Origin of the sequence: Pseudomonas abyssi, assembly GCF_002307495.1 — a bacterium.
Lineage (GTDB): Bacteria > Pseudomonadota > Gammaproteobacteria > Pseudomonadales > Pseudomonadaceae > Halopseudomonas > Halopseudomonas abyssi.
In genome coordinates, this window is sequence record NZ_NTMR01000016.1 from 156145 (window position 1) to 174665 (window position 18521).

16 protein-coding genes are annotated in these 18521 nt (G+C 55.4%); 6 read left to right on the forward strand and 10 right to left on the reverse strand.

Features of this window, described 5'->3' with window-relative positions; all coding sequences use genetic code 11:
• The first annotated feature begins 92 nt into the window (after window positions 1-92).
• Together CNQ84_RS13175 and CNQ84_RS13180 are read left to right on the forward strand one after the other, a co-directional pair.
• On the forward strand, window positions 93-815 hold the full coding sequence (locus CNQ84_RS13175) for a HupE/UreJ family protein (RefSeq protein WP_096005315.1): 723 nt from the start codon (window positions 93-95) through the stop codon (window positions 813-815).
• A gap of 11 nt (window positions 816-826) precedes the next feature.
• A complete protein-coding gene (locus CNQ84_RS13180; RefSeq protein ID WP_096005316.1) occupies window positions 827-1504 on the forward strand; it encodes a transmembrane anchor protein in 678 nt (225 codons plus the stop codon).
• Between the two features lie 227 nt (window positions 1505-1731).
• Here CNQ84_RS13180 and CNQ84_RS13185 read toward each other — a convergent pair whose 3' ends face one another.
• Both CNQ84_RS13185 and CNQ84_RS13190 read right to left on the reverse strand, forming a co-directional pair.
• Window positions 1732-3597 carry a polysaccharide deacetylase family protein gene (locus CNQ84_RS13185; RefSeq protein WP_096005317.1) on the reverse strand — a complete coding sequence of 622 codons (1866 nt, stop codon included), beginning with the start codon at window positions 3595-3597 and terminating at the stop codon, window positions 1732-1734.
• Window positions 3598-3722: 125 nt separating this feature from the next.
• Window positions 3723-4688, reverse strand: coding sequence for a hypothetical protein (locus tag CNQ84_RS13190; RefSeq protein ID WP_165771289.1), 966 nt, complete (start codon window positions 4686-4688; stop codon window positions 3723-3725).
• 424 nt (window positions 4689-5112) lie between these two features.
• Here CNQ84_RS13190 and CNQ84_RS13195 point away from each other — a divergent pair, with 424 nt between their 5' ends.
• Entirely contained in the window at window positions 5113-5733 is a 621-nt protein-coding gene (locus CNQ84_RS13195) for a tyrosine-type recombinase/integrase (protein ID WP_096005319.1), read from the forward strand.
• Window positions 5734-5766: 33 nt separating this feature from the next.
• Here CNQ84_RS13195 and CNQ84_RS13200 read toward each other — a convergent pair whose 3' ends face one another.
• The 8 genes from CNQ84_RS13200 to CNQ84_RS13235 all read right to left on the reverse strand — a co-directional run bounded on the left by CNQ84_RS13200 (window position 5767) and on the right by CNQ84_RS13235 (window position 13980).
• Window positions 5767-6621 (reverse strand): LysR family transcriptional regulator, encoded by an 855-nt coding sequence (locus CNQ84_RS13200; protein ID WP_096005320.1) that lies wholly within the window; start codon window positions 6619-6621, stop codon window positions 5767-5769.
• On the reverse strand, window positions 6615-7625 hold the full coding sequence (gene ptxD, locus CNQ84_RS13205; RefSeq protein ID WP_063142062.1) for a phosphonate dehydrogenase PtxD: 1011 nt from the start codon (window positions 7623-7625) through the stop codon (window positions 6615-6617). Before ptxD ends, CNQ84_RS13200 begins: the two co-directional genes overlap by 7 nt.
• Window positions 7626-7633: 8 nt before the next feature.
• Window positions 7634-8461 carry a phosphonate ABC transporter, permease protein PhnE gene (gene phnE / locus CNQ84_RS13210; RefSeq protein WP_010466252.1) on the reverse strand — a complete coding sequence of 276 codons (828 nt, stop codon included), beginning with the start codon at window positions 8459-8461 and terminating at the stop codon, window positions 7634-7636.
• 8 nt (window positions 8462-8469) lie between these two features.
• Window positions 8470-9333 (reverse strand): phosphate/phosphite/phosphonate ABC transporter substrate-binding protein, encoded by an 864-nt coding sequence (gene phnD / locus CNQ84_RS13215; protein ID WP_083728746.1) that lies wholly within the window; start codon window positions 9331-9333, stop codon window positions 8470-8472.
• On the reverse strand, window positions 9330-10157 hold the full coding sequence (phnC, locus tag CNQ84_RS13220; RefSeq protein WP_083728748.1) for a phosphonate ABC transporter ATP-binding protein: 828 nt from the start codon (window positions 10155-10157) through the stop codon (window positions 9330-9332). Before phnC ends, phnD begins: the two co-directional genes overlap by 4 nt.
• 345 nt (window positions 10158-10502) lie before the next feature.
• A complete protein-coding gene (locus tag CNQ84_RS13225; RefSeq protein ID WP_342745763.1) occupies window positions 10503-12620 on the reverse strand; it encodes an AAA family ATPase in 2118 nt (705 codons plus the stop codon).
• Window positions 12621-12622: 2 nt separating this feature from the next.
• Entirely contained in the window at window positions 12623-13066 is a 444-nt protein-coding gene (locus CNQ84_RS13230; protein ID WP_096005322.1) for a hypothetical protein, read from the reverse strand.
• Window positions 13066-13980, reverse strand: coding sequence for a hypothetical protein (locus CNQ84_RS13235; protein WP_096005323.1), 915 nt, complete (start codon window positions 13978-13980; stop codon window positions 13066-13068). Before CNQ84_RS13235 ends, CNQ84_RS13230 begins: the two co-directional genes overlap by 1 nt.
• 649 nt (window positions 13981-14629) lie before the next feature.
• Here CNQ84_RS13235 and CNQ84_RS20390 point away from each other — a divergent pair.
• The 3 genes from CNQ84_RS20390 (at window position 14630) to CNQ84_RS13245 (ending at window position 18521) form a co-directional block, all read left to right on the forward strand.
• Window positions 14630-14836 carry an antitoxin VbhA family protein gene (locus CNQ84_RS20390; protein ID WP_133065900.1) on the forward strand — a complete coding sequence of 69 codons (207 nt, stop codon included), beginning with the start codon at window positions 14630-14632 and terminating at the stop codon, window positions 14834-14836.
• Between the two features lie 350 nt (window positions 14837-15186).
• Entirely contained in the window at window positions 15187-16293 is a 1107-nt protein-coding gene (locus CNQ84_RS13240) for an anti-phage 6A-MBL system MBL-fold protein (protein ID WP_096005324.1), read from the forward strand.
• The gene (locus CNQ84_RS13245) at window positions 16293-18521 is read left to right on the forward strand and encodes an anti-phage 6A-MBL system cap2_3 protein (protein ID WP_096005325.1); all 2229 of its coding nucleotides are present in this window, start codon (window positions 16293-16295) and stop codon (window positions 18519-18521) included. The genes CNQ84_RS13240 and CNQ84_RS13245 overlap by 1 nt, the downstream gene beginning before the upstream one ends.

An 18521-nucleotide genomic window follows, 5' to 3' on the forward strand; every position in this document is an offset into this window, starting at 1 on the left:
CCCACCCACCCGCATTGAGCGACCACCACGCACCTGATCGGCATTCTGACACCGGCCTAAGAGCCCAGATCTCCACAACTCAGGATTTTTTTATGCAATCACTATCTCTGCGCGGATATGGCGCGATGCGGCGACCGTTACTCTTGCTGCTGGTATTAGCGTTAATGCTGGTCGGCATGCCCGAGGCACTCGCTCACGGCGTGCCGGAAGGCGACAAAGGCTTCATACAGGAAAGCACCGGCGTGCTGTTTGTTCCGTTCATGTACATGGGCGCAAAGCACATGATTACCGGCTATGACCATTTGCTGTTCCTGTTCGGAGTGATCTTCTTTCTGTACCGCCTGAAAGATGTTGGCCTCTACGTCACGCTGTTTGCGGTGGGGCATTCGATCACGCTGCTGTTTGGGGTGCTGAGCAGCATCAGCATCAGCCCCTACGTGATCGATGCCATCATCGGTTTTTCAGTGGTGTACAAAGCACTCGACAACCTTGGAGCCTTTCAACGCTGGTTTGGAGTCCAGCCTGATACACGTGCCGCCACGTTGATCTTCGGCTTACTGCACGGCTTCGGTCTGGCGACCAAGATTCAGGAGTTTGAAATTTCACCGGATGGCCTGATCGTCAATCTGATCGCCTTCAACGTCGGCGTAGAAATCGGCCAGCTACTCGCCCTTGGCGCGATTCTCATTCTGATGGGGTACTGGCGACGCACAGCCAGCTTTTGGCGTCATGCCTACACAGCCAACGTCGCCATGATGAGCGCCGGTTTCCTGTTGATGGGTTACCAGCTCACCGGCCTGATCGTTTCTCAGTAAGGAATTTTCATATGTTCAATAGCAAAGCTCCAACCCTTAATGAGCTGCCGAGCAGTCTCCAGCTGCTGCGCTCGACTGTCATCGCCCTGCTGGTGGCCATCGCCCTGCTGGTTACTGTGGTCATGCCATCTGAATACGCAATTGACCCAACTGGCGCAGGTCGTCTGCTTGGCCTTACCCAGATGGGTGAGATTAAACAACAGCTTGCCGAGGAAGCCGCTGCAGAAGTTACCGCACCCGTTGCACAGGTAGCGGTCGCCGCACCTCCAGTGGTTCAGCCAGCGCCTGAACCCGTAGCCGCTGAGCCGGTCGTAGCGCAAACGCCTGCTGTTGACGAAGTAGCAGCAGAGCCAGAAGTAGCCCGCCTGCAACACGAAATGAGCATATCCCTTGCCCCTGGTCAGGGTGCGGAGATCAAACTGGAAATGCTCAAAGGCACCAAGGTGAGTTACTTCTGGACGGCCAACGGCGGTCAGGTGAACTACGACACCCATGGTGATCCCTACGGCGCACCACGTGACTTTTACCATGGCTACGGCAAGGGTCGCTTTACGCCAGAGGACAGCGGTGTACTGGAGGCAGCTTTCGACGGTATGCACGGCTGGTTCTGGCGTAATCGGACTGACAAGCCAGTGACTTTGACGCTGCGCACCGAGGGTGATTACATCGCCATCAAGCGCGTTATCTAGATAATGACGAGGGCTGCGCCGAAAATGCGCAGCTCTTTTAAGCGCTGTGGGGTTTTCCGCAAAGCGGGACGACAAGGACTCCTACGGATTTAACTGGATTCAAGCGTCATGTTTCTTCAAGTTGACCATGACTGCTGCTGGCCGGCAGCTGCCTGTCATCGATGACCGCCTCCGGCCAAAACCTGCCCGTGGTGACAGTCGCAGTCGAACCTGGATTTCCTGCGTCTTTAGTGATGTAAGTCAATCATAATCGTGCCGGCGGGAATATCGCGGAACAGCCATCGCCCATCGGATAGCTTTTGCATGGCGCTGCCAGAGACCGGCCGCAGGCCAGTTGGCAACTCAAATACCAGATCTTTAATAGGCTCTTGCGCTTGGACGTTGAGCACAATTTGACCGCGTTGCGCCAGCACATCGACCTCGACTTTATCGCGTGCAGCCCACCAGCTGCCGTACTGGCTCATGGTTCCAAACCAGGCGAATGGTTTGAGTCGAGGAAGGATCTGCTCCAAGAAGCGGTACTTATGGTCAACTTCATTCGGGTGAAGCAGCATCACGTAACTTGCGCCATATCGGGCAAGCTTCTCGGCCAGCTCAACCGCCTCCTCGACTCGCTGATCCATAATCGGCGGTATCTCATCTTCAATCGCAATTGGAAACTCAAACACTGTCGTTTCATCGCTATACATCCGTTGCGTGTTTGTGCAAAACGGTAAGTGTGTGGTGAGGTTCCCTGCAGTTGCTGAACTCGAAAAGCGATAGCCCGATGCGGCCAGAGCCTCAGGGAGGCGAGGCGGTGTTGCTAGATAGCCGGGACGGAACGAGACCACCGAGCGACCGGTCAGTTGCTCCAACAAAAAGCGGCTCACCCTAAGCTCGCCCATCACCGTCGCACCTTGCGTATCGCCGAGAGCCTTAACCCTCGGCTGGTAGGTCGGATATTGCTCGCTCCCATCACCAAGCGGAAGCGAGGCGTACATGTCGGAATGGCTAACTGAGTGGCTGGCTATCTCCATACCAGCCGCCACCAAGGCATCCATCGCAGCAAGCGTACGGTCGTTGAAAAAACCTTCGTCCTGAAAGTCGCGGTAGTATTTTGTTTGTAGGAAAAAGGTTGCCGGTATTCCTTCCCGCACGAGCAAGTCCCGATAGGCAAGTAGATTGCCCATCGACTTGACGTAATCCACATCAAACGTCACGACCGCAGCCAGGCGTTGGCCTTGTGGCACAGAGCCAATCGTGACGGCTAGCGGTTCGTGCTGGCGATAGACAGCCCTGAGCCAGCGCAGCCATACGTCGACGGAGGGCTCATAACCATTGGCATAGGCCCGGTAGCCTTGGTCATTACGATCGTTGTGCGCTCGCATGATGAAAAAGCCGAGGTCAAAACCCAACGCATATGCGCTGCCGCCTGCCTTGTTGTCTCCTCTGACCAAAGCGGCGGATCCGTCTTCGAACCTGGCCAAAACCTGCTGCGCATTCACATACGTTTGCGTGCCGATCCAACTTGTCGGCAGATCAGGCTGGCCAAGCAGTACTGTCTTTTCATGGGGATCGCTGATCCAGCCAAGGGCTGGCGCTTGTTCGAAGGTGATACTGTGGTGAGCTCGCGATTCCAAAGTCGATTCGAAGCCAAACAGATCGTGTAGTCCGCCACCCAGCACTTGTGTGGCTATTAGAGTCCGTCCTGCTTCCACGTGGCGGCGCAGCGCTGTGCGCCCAGCATCGTCAAGGGTGCGTCCCGAAAGCAACGGATACACGAGGACGACGTTATGACGAGTAGCCTCGGCGACGTCATCGGTAATAGTGAACGGCACGCCGATACTTTTGAGGCCATGAGACAGGCCGAGCCAAGCGGAATCCTTATCAGTCAACAAGATTGCAAGACGAGAAGGCTCTCCGCTGGCGAAGCGATTCCAGTCGGAACGCCCCTGGTCAGAGATATGGCTCACTTCAGTAGGCCCGTTTAGATCATCTAAGCGATCAAATGTGTTTCGCTCGATAAAAGCGGTAACGGCAACTATCAGCAAACTGACAAGAACTATAATGGCGATGGCACGTGCCAAGATGGCAGGCTTGTTTACGAACGGCACGAAGACCTCGTCGGTGCAAGTAGAAAATTAGCATCTTGGAGCAATGCGAGGCAGGAAACGTTAGAGCGGCAACCGGCTCCTGCTGCTTCCGGATCGTAGCTGTTTCGTTTATTAGCAATAGATTTTCATAGTTGTTGGCCGGTTGGATAATATTCCCACTCTTGCCAGTCGATACCCCCTACAGCCAAAGGCTGCAGCCTAGCCCGCCAAAAGCTGTCCTGCTCTTGAAGTAGAGCCTGTGCTGCGCCGCCCCAGGTTTCTTCAGGCGCAAGCTGAGGCTCTATGCTCTGCGCGAGTCGAAAGCGCACGGCCGGCCAGCGCTGAGCGATTTTCTCCGTGAGCTGGGCGCTGCGTTCAGCACTGCGGGTGTAGATCATCAAACTCACCTTACTTACACCGATGGAAGGTAGCTCACACGGAGCGCAAGGAAAGCCACCCATCTCCTCAGTAAACCAGCGGTAATGGCTCGATATTTCGACAGGCCAAGGACTAGCGGCTGCCACATGCTTTAGCGTGTCCAGCCATTCACGCACATGTTTCGCCGGAACCGGCCAGCCACGCTGCTCAACTTCCAGATCCAGATGAAGTGCTGAGAACGACACAGACTTCAATTTCGAAATGATGGCGATCAGCGAAGCGCGGTTCTCAGGCGCCATCCAGTCTGGATCACCCAAAAGCAGCACAGGCTCGAAGCCACGTTTTCTGAGCGTTATGGCAACCGCATCGAGCGTCCGCACAACTTCCGGTTGCGCTAATTGCTCGGCGCTCAGCCCGATATATAGACGTTGGATGCCCGTGCGGTCCAGGCGAGACAGCTCGTCGGTTCGAGTAGCAGGATTGAGCAACGCACGGCTATCCCAAATGTACACGCCCCGCCTCCAGGCCTGGGTAGCCTCGGGTTCAGCAGCGTTTACTTCCAGAAAGTGCAATTGCGCCGGTGACATAACCTCTGCCGGCGCAGCGAAAGCCAGGCAACTTAGCAAGCCGCACACTAGAAGCTGGCGCATTTGAAACTTCTTCGCTTTAAGGAGAACCCACCACGGTGCCATGGCTGATGATTCACGATCACGTCGCAGCATTTCATTGAGCATCGCAACCGCGCTCCAGCATCGAATGACAATATGAGCCACGGAAGATCTGGACGCCCCGCCACAGGCGTAGGTATCCGCGTAGCGATAGTTTTGCACCATGCGAATCTAACCGAGTGGCGGTTTCACGTTATCAACCAAAACCGTCACTAGTGACTAGGAAGTCTCAGGGGTACGAGTCGTCAAGAAGCCAGCGGACATTGAGGGCAAGTCCAATGTGCCGAGACGAGGTTTCCAATCCCCGCCCCGCTAAACGGTATGTTGCATACAGCCAGCGCTGCAAGCGAACTGCATAGGTCAGCCCGTCCAGCTACACGGGTGGACACCATCTGCTTCGGGTCGATCGCTCTCAAGGACTGCTTTTGGCCGGTTAGCAACCACTTCTCTGGCTAGCCATGCTTGTCCTCCCACATGTGGAGGACTTGCCATGAACATCACTGCTACCTGCACCCGCCGGCCCTGGAACAAAGGAAAGTTGGTCGGACAGAAAACCCCGCTCCGGCTGAGAGATATCTGGGCCATCCGAGTAAGGCTTCAGCTTGCAGAACGAACCCGGGATCTGGCTTTGTTCGATCTGGCCATCGACAGCAAGCTTCGAGCCTGCGACTTAACCAAGCTCCGTGTATGCGACGTTGCTCATGGCGAGCATGTGTCATCACGAGCAATGGTTATGCAGCAGAAAACGAAGCGACCAGTGCAGTTCGAAATTACTGAGCAAACACGGGCTGCTCTCGCGGCCTGGATACACCAAGCCCAGCTCCGTAGCCAGGACTGCCTTTTCCCGAGCAGGCTGCACACCTCAGACCATCTATCCACTCGTCAATACGCTCGTATCGTCAAAGGCTGGGTGCAAACCATTGGCCTTGATCCGGCCATGTATGGCACTCACACAATGAGACGTACAAAGGCATCACTGATCTATCGCAGGACAAAGAACTTGCGGGCCGTTCAACTTCTGCTTGGCCATACGAAGCTGGAGAGCACCGTTCGATATCTTGGGATTGAGGTCGACGACGCCTTGGAAATGGCAGAGCAGACCGAGGTTTGACCATGTATAGCGACGGTCGAAGTCAGGCCGTCGCTAACCGGCCAATAAGTGCCGCACAAATCCCGGCGGGTGCAGATTTCCGGGCGGTTTGCGCCAGATCAGTTGGAGACGCTTTTCAAGCCCCGGGATGGGAAGAGCTACCAGCGCGCCACTGCGAACTTCGTCTTGTACTGCGGAAGCCATCACCAACGACACGCCGAGTCCCGCCCTCACTGCTTGTTTGACTGCCTCGGTGCTGCCTAGCTGCATACCGCTGCGAGGCACGCCCAGTTCGCCAAAGTATTCGGTCAGAAGCCGTCCGGTACCGCTACCCGGTTCACCTCCCAGCATCGGCAGGTCCACCAGACGATCACGTTCTATGCACCCTGCTTCAGCCAGCGCATGGTCGGGGCTGACGATAAGCACCAGCGGCTCGACCCGCCAGAGGCGGTGTTCGAAGTCGGGGTGAGGTAGCCACCATTCCATGATCGCGGCGTCGAGCTGGCCCGCCAGTAGCTGGTCGGCCACATCCGGGTTGGCGGCGATGCGCAGATCCACCTCGCCCCTCTCATTTGCGGTCGTCAGATAGTTGCGCACGAATGGCTGGAGAAGGTAGGTGCCGATGTTGGAGCTGGCCCCGACGCGCTCACGATTGCCATGCAGGGCTTCTAGCGCCCGGGCGTGCATGTCGAGCAAGGCGGTCGCATGCGGCATGAAGGCCAGCGCCCGTGTGGTAGGCTGGCAGCCGCTACGACTGCGCTGCACCAGCGTTACGCCGACCTGCTCTTCAAGCTTCTGCAAGTGCTGCGACACCGTCGGCTGGGCCAGCCCCAACGCCCTCGCCGCGCTCTGAAAACTGCCTGTTTGAACGATCGCTACCAGGCTCTTCAGCCAGACCGGATTCAACATGCGGCAGGCTCGGCCTTGGGCAGACGGTTCGCAGCGTTGATTGGGCGCGCACCTGCCAATACCTGGATGATGTTCTGCGCTGCACAACGTTCAATCTCCAGGCGCACCGCGCGCACTGCCGACCCTATGTGCGGAGTGAACAGCGTATTCGGATGCGCGAGCAGCGCAGGATCGATCAGCCGCGGCCGGTCCGCGCGAGCCCAGTCTTCCATTTCGAATACATCCGCCGCATACCCGCCGAGCTGGCCTCGCTCAAGCGCCGCGAGCACGGCGGCTTCATCCACTACCGAACCACGACAGGGGTTTACAAGCAGAGCGCCCGGCCGTACGAGGGCAAGCAGCTCGGCGTTGACCAGATGCTGGGTATCGGCATTCAAGGGAAGCGCCAGCAGGATGAAGTCCGAGCTGGCGAAGAGTTCGCTGCACGCCACCCGGCGCAGGCCGAGCCGTTGCTCGGTTTGTGTATCCAGAGCCTTCGCCTCGTGGTACTGCAGGGTCGCGCCCCATCCCTGCAAGCGATCAGCCATGGCCAGTCCGATGGCGCCCATGCCAAGGATGCCGACCGTAGCGTTATCCAGCCCCGTGCCGTAGAACTGTGGTTGCCAGCCCTGGAACTCGCCAGAGCGGACGAACGCATCTGCTGCCCGCAGATGCCGCCCCAGCCCCACCGCCAGTCCGATCGCCAGCTCGGCAGTCGGGACCGTCAACAGATCAGGCACGAAGGTCAGCCAGACCCCGCGGGCAGTACAGGCGTCCACATCGAAATTGTCGAAGCCCTTGAGCGCGCAGCCGACTACACGCAGCTCAGGGCAGGCTTGAAGAAAGTCTGCATCGACCCGATCGGGCATGAACGCCATCATCGCCTGAGCATCGCGGCAGCGGCGCAGAATTTCCTCGCGCGGCAGCGTGCTGTCGGTCTGGTTGGTCATCAGCTCGCAATGTGGCGCCAGCAGTTGCAGGATCTCATCGTGTACTCGGTGAGTTATAACGAGTTTCGGCAGCATGGTTTGTCCTATTTGAAACGTTTGCGCAGCACGCCACTGAAGGCGTCTACTAGCGTGACCATGGCCAGGATGACCAGCAGGATTGCTGCAACCTCCTGGTACTGCATGATGCGCAGCGAGCCCATGAGTTCGAAGCCGATACCGCCGGCGCCAACCATGCCCATCACGGTGGAGGCGCGAAAGTTGTATTCCCAGCGGTAGATCGCCACGTCGGCGAACTGCGGCGTCACCTGTGGCAAAACCGCGTGCAGCAGCACTTGCATCGGCGTAGCCCCCGCCGCCCGAGCGGCTTCCACCGGCGCTTCGTCGACGTGCTCGATGGCCTCGGCGAAGAACTTGCCGACCATGCCGACCGAATGCAGACCCAGGGCAAGCACGCCCGGCAAGGCGCCGAACCCTACGGCTGCAACGAAGATGATGCCCATGATCAGCTCCGGCACCGACCGCAGGGCATTGAGCAGCACCCGGGCAACACCGAACACAAGGGGGTGCGGCGCCGTATTGCGCGCTGCAACGAAGGCCACCACCAGCGAGAACACCACTGCGATGGCCGTACCGGCGATGCTCATCGCCAAGGTGTCGATCAAGGGGCGAATCCAGCTTCGATAGCCCGAAAAGTCTGGCGGCATGGCCTCGCCTGCCAGGGTCGCGATGGAGGGCAGCCCGTTCAGCAGCGTGGTGGCATCGAGCAGCCCCACGTACCAGCAGGCCAACAGCACCACTCCGAATACAATCGCCACCTGCCCCAGCTGGCGCCACCAACCGAGGCCGAAGCCTCGAAGGATGTGCTCGCGTTGCTCTGCAGGCAGCGCCTGCACGTCGTAATGAGTAGACATATCGGTGCTCACATCGTGGCGAAGTCGAGGCCGAGCAGCGATCCCATGTTGCGGATCACATCGTAGTCGGCGTCGGTGATTGGCGCGAAGGCCTCGGCCTTGAAGTTGCGCAGCACTTCGGGATCGTCGATACCGACGAATACATCCCGCACCTTGGTTTTCAGCTCGGGGCTCAGGTTCGAGCGCATCGCCCAGGGGTACTGGGGGTATTCGCCGCTGTAACCAAGTACTTTCACCTTGCTCGGATCGATTAGGCCACGTTCGACTGCGTGATTGAAAATTACCTCCGACAGCCCACCCGCATCGGCGTTGCCGTTCGCCACGTTGACGGCAACGGCGTCATGCGTGCCCACAAAATGTTGTTCGTAGTCCTGCCCACCCGTCAAATCGGCCGTCTCAAGAAGCACGGTTTTGGGAATCAAATGGCTGGACGTCGATGCCCGGTCACCATAGGCCATCTTCTTGCCCTTAAGGTCGGCATACTCATTCACGCCTGACGCCACATTGGCGATAATCACCGAGCGATAGGTCGGCTTGCCGTCGATGACCATGGCAGCGAAGGGCTCGATGTCGCTTTTGCTTTTGGCCATGACGTAGGACAGCGGACCGAAATACGCCAGGTCGATACGGCCAAAGCGCATCGCCTCAATCATCGAGGAATAGTCGGTGGTTACGATCAGCTGCACCTTCTTGTCCAGATGCTCTTCCAGATAATCCTTCAGCGGCTGGTTACGCTTGATCAGCTCGGAGGCGTTTTCGTCCGGCAGCAGGGCAACCTTTAGCACATCCGGATCGGCATCGGCCGCTAGGGCGGACAAACTTGAAACAGCGGACAGCAAGCAAGTCAATAAGAGCGCGGATAAGCGTTTCATCGGGACATCTCCAGTGAAGGTTCGAGCATGACAGGTGGTTCAGCCGGAGCATTCGCTGGCTGAGTCGTAGAGCGGCCTGCATAGATGCGCTCAAGCTGCGCATCGGTGAGTTCCGAGGGCGCGGCATCGAAAACGATCTGAGAATCGGCCAGCCCGACGACGCGATCGGCGAAGCGGCGGGCATATTCGAGTTGATGCAGCGAAACGATGGCGGTGATGCCGTCTTCCTTGCAGATGTCGCGCAGCAATCCGAGAACACGGACCGAAGTGGCCGGGTCGAGACTGGCTACCGGCTCATCGGCCAGAATGATCGCCGGCTGTTGCGCTAGCGCACGCGCGATGCCTACCCGCTGCTGCTGGCCACCGGACAGTTTGTCCACCCGGCTTAGCGCCTTGTCTGCCAGACCGACCCGAGCGAGGCAACTGAGCGCAATCTCCTGATCGGCACGCGGCAGAGGAAACAGCGAGCGGAGCGTGTTGTGAAAGGCCAGCCGACCGGTAAGCACATTAGCCAGTGCGCTTTGACGTTCGATTAGCTGGTGGTGCTGAAAGATCATGGCGGTACGCCGACGATGCTGACGCAAGGCCGAGCCGCTGCCGAGTTCACCGAGTTCGCTGGTGACACTGCCGCCAGTGGGCGTGACGAGTCGATTGAGACTACGGAGCAAGGTCGACTTGCCTGCGCCCGAGAGACCAAGCAGCACGGTGAACTCACCACGCCGAAATGCAATCGAGGTATCGCGTAGGGCTGTCACGCCGCCTGGATAGACGACGCTCAACCGGTCGACCCGCAGCACGGCGTCCTGTATCGGATGGGGCTTCATTTGATCACCTTTCGCAATATTGCTGGCCGCACAATTGCGGTTCGCGATGCAAAGGGTAGAAATTCCTTGTTACCGCACTGCTTCTAAAGGATGACATTTCGATGAATACTTCGAATCTGCCGTAGCGGGGCGGCAAGCGAAGCCGTGGAAGAACGGGCGCAACGTAGCGTCTTTCTTCACGCGGGATACAGGAGGCTTTGATTGATACTGCTGCGGATTCGCTACAGTAACGTTGGGCCAGAACGTAATGCCATCCAAGCAAGAGAGCGCACACTAGCGGCCAGAAGCGGTCTTTGGGTACCTATGAAATTAGGGCTATTCAGAGCAATGACTGCAGCGGCGGGACTATCTTGTCCCGCCAGTAATTATCGTATCTCCGTTTGGCACGATAGCCTTGTCACCAAGGTGAATTAGCTTGAATTGCACATTGTGAGTGGCCTCATTGTAGGCTGCGTCACTGTCATCGAACGACGCGGCAACGATGCTCTGCAGGTTCTTTGAGGCGGATAGCTTTTGAAGCAAAGCGAGCTGACTTTTGGTGGCCATCGAGTGTTGGCCTGGCTCATCGAGCAGGATGAACCCTGGGTGATTCCCTCTGACAGCGACGTGCTCGGAAGTTTCATACAACGTGAGGATATAGCTCCAGATTAGCCGCACGAAGTCACTGGCGCTTGACTCGCGTGCGATGTTGGAGCTGGTCTTGGAGGTGCTGGAGGCAGAGGCTGCTTTGCGCTCACTAAAGTCTTTATTGTAGATTTCCCTAAGCTCGATTTTGTCGAGCTCCGGCAGAAGGTTGTCCACATTGAATTTGATGTCTGAGACCGGGGCGCTGTGATAGTCGAACGATGCGACATTAGAGCGGAAGATCTTTCCAAACAAATCGTACTTCGCCAGGTCGACATCAGAGTAGTGATCTTTCGGCAATGCGGCCCTGTCTTGCTGATTCTTCTTGAAGCGTGTTGAGAGCTCGACCAACATTTCCAGCTGCGCTTCATTACGCTGAAGAAACAGGGAAGCTTCCTCAATGCTCATCTCTATCTGTAACTGCTGGCGCAGACTGGCCTTCGATACTACGGCATTTGTCGTGAGATCAGCCTTAAGCGCACGGAGTTTGTCTTTGGATTGAGCAATCCGCCTGGTGAGCTCTTCGCAGACCACCATGGTTTCTTTGACGGACTGCTCGATCCCGGCGGCGTCTCGCTCCAGCATTTTAATCTGGGACCTCAGATAATCGATATTGGTCGCAATATCCATGTGCGGAGTGCTTCCATGGAGGTCAGTCAAGGAGTGGCCAATATTCTGCTGGCATGCCGGGCAGACGTCGCTGGCAACATCCAGTTTGAGTGACGCACCGTATCGAATGAGCTTCTGGGCTGCCTGATTCTTCGACAGCTCTTCCTCGGCTTGGCGTTGGTGAAGGGCGTTGGAATTTCTAGCTGATCGGTGCAGCGTCAGTTCACCCACACAACTCTCGTATGCAACCGTCAGCTCTTGAAGCCTGGCAGTCTCCTGCTCAATGAGCTGGAGCGTGTCTTTAGGAGTAGAGTCTTTCCAATTGAGCTCTTCTTCAGCCAGCTTCTTCAAGGCTTGAATCTGATTGCTCTTGTACGTGTCCAGGTCCACGAGGCCCTGCAGAGTGGACTTCATATAAGTCACGCTCGCTGGGTGGAAATCTACCACTGGATTTTTCGGAAGTTTCTGCACCTTCATCGAGCTTTTTAAGGCGTCGGAGGTAATTGCTCGATATATGTCTTGCCAGGACGTATTCAGCTCGAGCGACTCATGGTCGAGGCGTGCACGAATAGAGTCCATCTCGAACACATTGGTGCCAACCAGGAAGTCAACAATCTTGATTCGAGCTTCTTTGACACCGAAGTAGGGGAGGTTGGCAATATAGTCAGTCCATCCTCGCTTTTGCTCAATGACCATGGCGGCGAAGATATACTGAAGATACAGCTTGACCTGCTTACCGTTCGTGTGGGGCACCGTAGGCAATTTCAGCCCTAGAAAGTTTTCCAGGTAGGTGTAGAACCCCTCGCGCAGTTGTGCGCTTCCGGCATCGTGCAGGAACCGATACAGGATAGGAGCTGTTTCTCCTTTGCTTAGAGCCGCACATTCTTGGATCTCGACCAGCTTCGGGTTCACACCATCTTCTTTAATTTTCCGCGTAATGGTGATCGTCTTGTCATTCGACTCCATTTCAATGATGACCATGGAGCGCGTGACGTAGTGCTTCGTATCATCAAATTCCACGTGGTCTTTCAGCACATAAGTCAGTGCCTCAGCATTCTGAGCACCTATCAGCTCCTCCATGCCTAAGGCGTAGAGGATGCTGTGCACGATGGTACTTTTGCCGGATGAGTTTCGACCACGGATGATGTTGAGGTTACGCCCGAACTCCGCCATAAAGCCAAAGGGGCCGCCGGTCGTTTCGATTGCGATTTTGATGCGTTTGATGAACAAGGCTATTCCCATTCCTTGGATATGGTTTTGACCATGCTTTCAGTGATCCTCCGACCGATCTTGGAAAGCGTGATTTTCTCGTCAGCCATGACAGAGCCGTCACTAATGATGTCCGTCACCAGTTGTCGGCCTTTAGGAAGCAACTTGAAACCGGTAGTTGTCGCCTCGATCAGCCCATCCCTGACTGCGAGCTGCAAGGCGATTGAGAGCGCCGGATCGAACCCCCAGACGGGGAGGCTAATTTGACCGAGCTGTGCCGCCATGGTCATCGTTTCCATGCGCTTAGGCGTTTTCATGGCCCAATGCATCAGATGAAGCTTAACCAGGCTGCACTTGCTGCCATGCCCACAGATGTGGAGGATCAGCAGCGCTTGGCAAATCTTGTACATTGGCCTTAGCTCAGTCAGAACCGGCATGGGCTTTGGAGTGAACTTGATGGTTGCCATCAGTTGTAGAAGTCCAGTTGGCAGACAGCGAGCCAGCGGGCCACAGTTCTACGAACTATGTCGTCCGTGAGTGTCCCATCGATCTTCAGGCGATCATCGTTCAGCAGCCGATCGGCTAACCGATTTTTGATCATCTCGACCAGTTTGTCTGGGTGATCTGAGGTGGTCAGGCTCCATTCTTCAACGTTCTCTTCGAAACCATTTAAGGTTTTTGCAACTTGGAAGTAGGTCTGAGGCGATTTTGCGTAAAGATCCTGGAAAAAACTATCGTGATCCAAGAAGGAGCTTTTAGTTATTTGGAATAGCGCGGAGACTGCCCTTTCACCTTTTTCAGACATCCGTAGTTGAGTCTTACGTTCCAAGTTTTCATCGTAGAAGGTAAGGTCCTCGTTGACCTCCGGGATTGCCTGGTTGTCTTGGCCGATAGAAATTGGAACGCCAGCCGATATTCGGTGCTGGTTTATTTCCTGAATGTAAAAATCGATATCATGGACAAGCACAGTAAAGTTTTCATCCAGATGCGGGAGCGACCAAGCCCTAACCTCATCCTGTTTCTTCTGTGCATGTATCAGAAGTGCGTTGTGGGCAATTTCAGGAGTAATGAAGTACCAGTCCTTGATTTTAGTGGTGCCGAGAATTCCTTGAAGGCTAGCTTGGTTGTCCTTCAGCTTCTTTAGATCGCGGGTGATTTTATCCCGCTGCTTCTCGTTGAGAACTGCGCGCGTGTACTGGGTATCAGGACAATAGCACTGGAAAGCAAGACCGGTATGCTTAGTGAAGCCTTCGATACCAAAGTCGCCGGGAGTGGCAGGAACATGCTGATAACCGTCGGAGCCAAATTTAGACTTCAGGACGAGTTGGATAGTCGCCTCCCATGTCGTTCCATTGAAGGGGCCTACTGGGGTGATAATCAAAGCTCGTCTGCCTTGCAATGCGTGTTGATAAGTCCGTTTTTTTCGACGCTATCAAAGGGCCGGTCTCAGGTCTACTTTTTCTATAAACGGGTAGCTCGTCTCACTCGTCAAAAGTCATGAATTACCCTGCGAAAGATCGAGCGTCCGCTTCTGGCCGATTTTTGCCTGTTACGATCGCAAAGCGTGACGGTCAAATCGAACGCAAACGACTAGTCAAGTCGAATGCGAACAGGCGATCAAGCCAGTGCAATTACCCAATACGCGCAAATGCCAGCTTTCCAGCCAGGACGCCTAGGCCCTTGGGCCACTTGGAAGTAGCCATTGATCAACGCCCCATCTAGTAATCTCTATGAAAAAGCTTGAAGGAGCCACTCATGGCTGGCCAAAACATATTCAATTTCGGCAGCGACACCGAAGCGAAGAGTCCAGCAGAGTTACGAGTACAAATTAGGCATACTTGAACAAAGCACGGTCTCTTGCTCTGCGGATGGTTGTCAGGAGACGTTGCCTGCAGGGCCAGCAGTAACCGTCACTCGGCCCAGCAAAGCCCACACCACCTGGGCACCCGGGACCAGTGGCCCACCTTGATCTGCCCTGGGTATCGTTATAGTAAAGATGTATAGCTGGAACGCCATTTCTGGAGCCTCACATGCCGCATTACAACGACCTTGAGAAACGCCGTGCAAATGTACTTCATGTTCATGCGACCAACAGGCTATCAGGGGCCAGAGTTAGCAGTTACATGGCAGCCAAAATGGAAGAGTACGCTAGCGGCCACCTGTCTTCAGCACAGTTGATAGCCGAAACGAAACTGAAATACAGCGCCCACGGAGCATCATTACCTTCCAAGAGTTGATAAGCGGGCCTGCACCAATGCGACGCTCGCTTGAGGCGACTCTACTACCCGGCGCGCGACGAAATGTGACCGAGCTCCCTGATACGTCCCTTAGCGCCTTAATATGGCGCATGCTCTAGCGCGCTCCCAAAGCCCAACCTTCGCGACTCCCAACAATGCGCGAGGAGGTGAAAGCATGCCTTTATCTCTCAAATCATCTGTGGTTAGAAGAGAATCATCACCTCAATCCAGCGACACAAAACAGCACCTATAGTGCTATCTTTACAAAAAAACACCAACATGTAGTATCCTGATAGCATCCCAATAGCTTTAGGCCAGTCGAACGAAGACTTACTTTGAGGAGCCTCAGGATGCATATCGTTAGGTTTTTCCCCATCGGCAATGCCGACACCTGTCTGATTGAACTAGCCAACGGTCGCCGAATTCTTTTCGACTTCGCTGACATGCACAACCCCGATGACGCCGACGATAAGCGATGCGACCTCGAAAAGGAGCTACGCGAAATTCTCGGGGACGACAAGGTGATCGACGTCGTGGCGTTTACTCACCTAGATCGTGATCATTGCCACCGCGCCAAGGAAGTTTTTTGGTTAGACCACGCGCAGAAATACCAAGACGATGACCGAATCAAGATTCAAACGCTCTGGGTTCCTGCCCATGCTGTTCTAGAGCAAGGGGTCACCGGTCAAGCCCGCACCCTTCGCACAGAAGCCCGTCACCGGTTTATCAACGGTGAGGGCATAAGAGTTTTTTCTCGGCCTGAAGAGCTGGATGACTTTCTGACCGAGCGAGACATCGATCCGGCCAAGCGCCGCAACTTGATCAGCGACGCTGGCACCTTGTGTCCAGAGTTTAATCTGGAGCACGACGGGGTGGAGTTTTTCGTGCACTCGCCTTTCGGCAAGCGCGGTGATGATGATGTCGTACGTGTCCGAAATAACGACGCCCTTTTCATGCAGGCTACGTTTGAGGTTGAGGAGCAGCAGACAAAAATGGTGCTGTCGGCTGACGTCACCCATGAAGTCATCGACGATATTGTGAAGGTGACCCAACACCATGACCGAGAGTATCGTCTTGAGTGGGATATCAACAACATCCCCCATCACTGTAGCTACAAGTCTTTATCTGACGAAAAAGGGGACGAGAAGACTGAACCTACGGCAACCTCCAAATGGTTGTACGAAGAAGCAGGTCAAACCGGTGGGCTGCTAGTCAGCACATCCAAGATCATTCCAGATGGTGATGAAGACGATCAGCCGCCTCACCGACAGGCAGCGGCATACTACAAAAGTGTTGCCAATCAACTGGGCGGCGAATGGATTGTTTCTATGGAGCACCCCACAAAAACTAAACCAGAGCCATTGGTAATCGAGATCACGAGCGCTGGTTACAAGATCCGGAAGCAGACCGCCAAGGTCGTCATCTCCACGGCGGCCCCGCGCGCAGGAGCTCAATAATGTGCGAGGCGTTTGACACACCTCGATCTCGGTTGGCTCGCTCTGTTGTCCGGTACTTAGTCGGCTCTCCAAATCACCCCTACGCGACGCTAAACCAAGTCAGTCTAAACGGCTCATTCGATATGTTAGAGATAGAGCTTGAGATTGAGCTGGCGCAGCGACGCCCAGTTCCTATTCAGCATAAAGAGCCCGTCCGTTTAACTTTCATGGCGCATGACGACAGCTGGCCACCACGAGTACTGTCAACACGCGAGAACTTTCCGACAGGCATGGTCCATACCAACCTTGATCGTGAAGCGGGGGGATTAGCCCTATGTATATGGGAAGAGGCGTGGCCAGATCTGTCGACCAACCTCACCGGGCAGGCACTTGTCGAGAGACTTCGTAGCTGGTTCTCGTCTATGGCGGCCGGCACCGTTCATGATGATGAGCAGCTATTGGAGCCATTAATCCTAGCGAGCTCCCACACGCTCATTATCCCTCCAGGTGAGATGCATGGCCCTTGGTACATTCAACAGGCCTACAAGCATGAAGGCCAAATGATCCTTGGGCTTTCAAAAGAAAAGCCTGAAAGAGAGCTCACCACTCACAATTTTGCGATCTACGCGCCGCAGCTTCCCGGGCAACAGCATGGTGCATTAGCCAGAACCCCCTATGACCTGGGAGCCCTACAGCAGCTGTGTTTAAACCTCGGGTTCGATTTAATAAGAGACTTGACGGGCTGGCTACAGGCCCCTGATCAGTTGAGAGACGCGGACAGGCTGCAACCTATCCTAGTACTTACAGTACCAAAGCGTCGGGAGCGCGACGCGCCAGAAGAGCAATTGGAATTATGGTGCTACACCCTAGGCGAAAGCCTTGCCCAACTCGGCGAGCGACTAGACATCACCATTACAGACCAAAAGACTAAACAAACTACGTACAAGCTGCTAGGAACTGCCGAGAACGCGGATTTGCCGTCGATCGCCCTCGAACCATGGCGCGTCGTGCAACGACTGGATAGAGGAACAGCCCGTCAGTTTGCGGGGGCAACCAATAAGACAGACACCCCTTTACTAGCAATCGGTGCCGGTGCTATCGGATCGAACGTGGCTATGATGGTGACCCGTTCAGGCATTGGGCCGTGGACAGTGGTCGACGGGGACATCACTCTGCCACATAACACTGTTCGCCAAGTTCACAAACGCGACTCGGTTGGATATCCAAAGGCGCTGGGGTTGCAGTTTGCTCTAGATAATGTCTTTGAGGAAGGCGGGAACACTGCGATTCCTGTCAATGTGTTCGCACCAGGTGAGCAGGCGGATGCGCTGGACGCTGCTGTAAGGAGCTCCGAAATTGCTATCGACTTCAGCGCCTCACCAGCTGTTCTGGGCTGGCTATCTGAACAACCCATAAGGCGAGGAGTCAGTGCCTTCTTCGGACCCGACGGTTCCGATCTGGTTGTGCTTGCAGAAAACAAATCTCGGGCAGTCAGAGTTGATGAAATTGAGGCTCAATACTTCTGGCATGTAGCAACAGAAGCGCAGTTGAAAGGACATTTGTCTGCTGCACGGCTGGATAAAATTCGCTATGCCAACGCTTGTCAGGACCTTTCAGCACCTCTGCCTCCTTGGCAGCTTCAAACCCTTTGCGGTCTCGCTGCTGGTCAGGTAGCGCGACTGCTCCAGAACGAAGATGCATGCTTTCAAGTCTGGCGACTGGAGCCCGTAACAGGTGCAGTCCAACCAGTGGTTATTCCTGTACAACAGGTACACCGCTATCAAGAAGGCACCGTGCGGGTGTCTATTACAAGCGGTGTCATTAGTACGATGCGAAAGCTTCGCCGTGAAGCAGGCGGAAACGAAACGGGCGGGGTACTTATAGGCACTTTCGACCTCGTTCGTAATGTGGTTCATATCGTGGCAGCGCTTCCAGCTCCTCCCGACAGCAAACAAGCTCCAACCTACTTCGTCCGAGGCAAGAAGGACCTCAAACCTCGGATCGAAGAGCTGTCGTCTGGCTCAGCGGGACGTTTGCATTACCTCGGTGAATGGCACAGTCACCCGAGAGCCGTGCCTGCAAGACCCAGCGATGATGATGAAGGAGTATTCTCCCACCTTGAAGCTCATTTAGGTTCGTTAGGAGGACCATACATTATGGCCATCTGCGGCGAAGACGACACCTGGATTCGCACTGGATGGGCTGAGCATGCGGTGGTGGAGGGGGTTATAACACATGAACCTCAATGA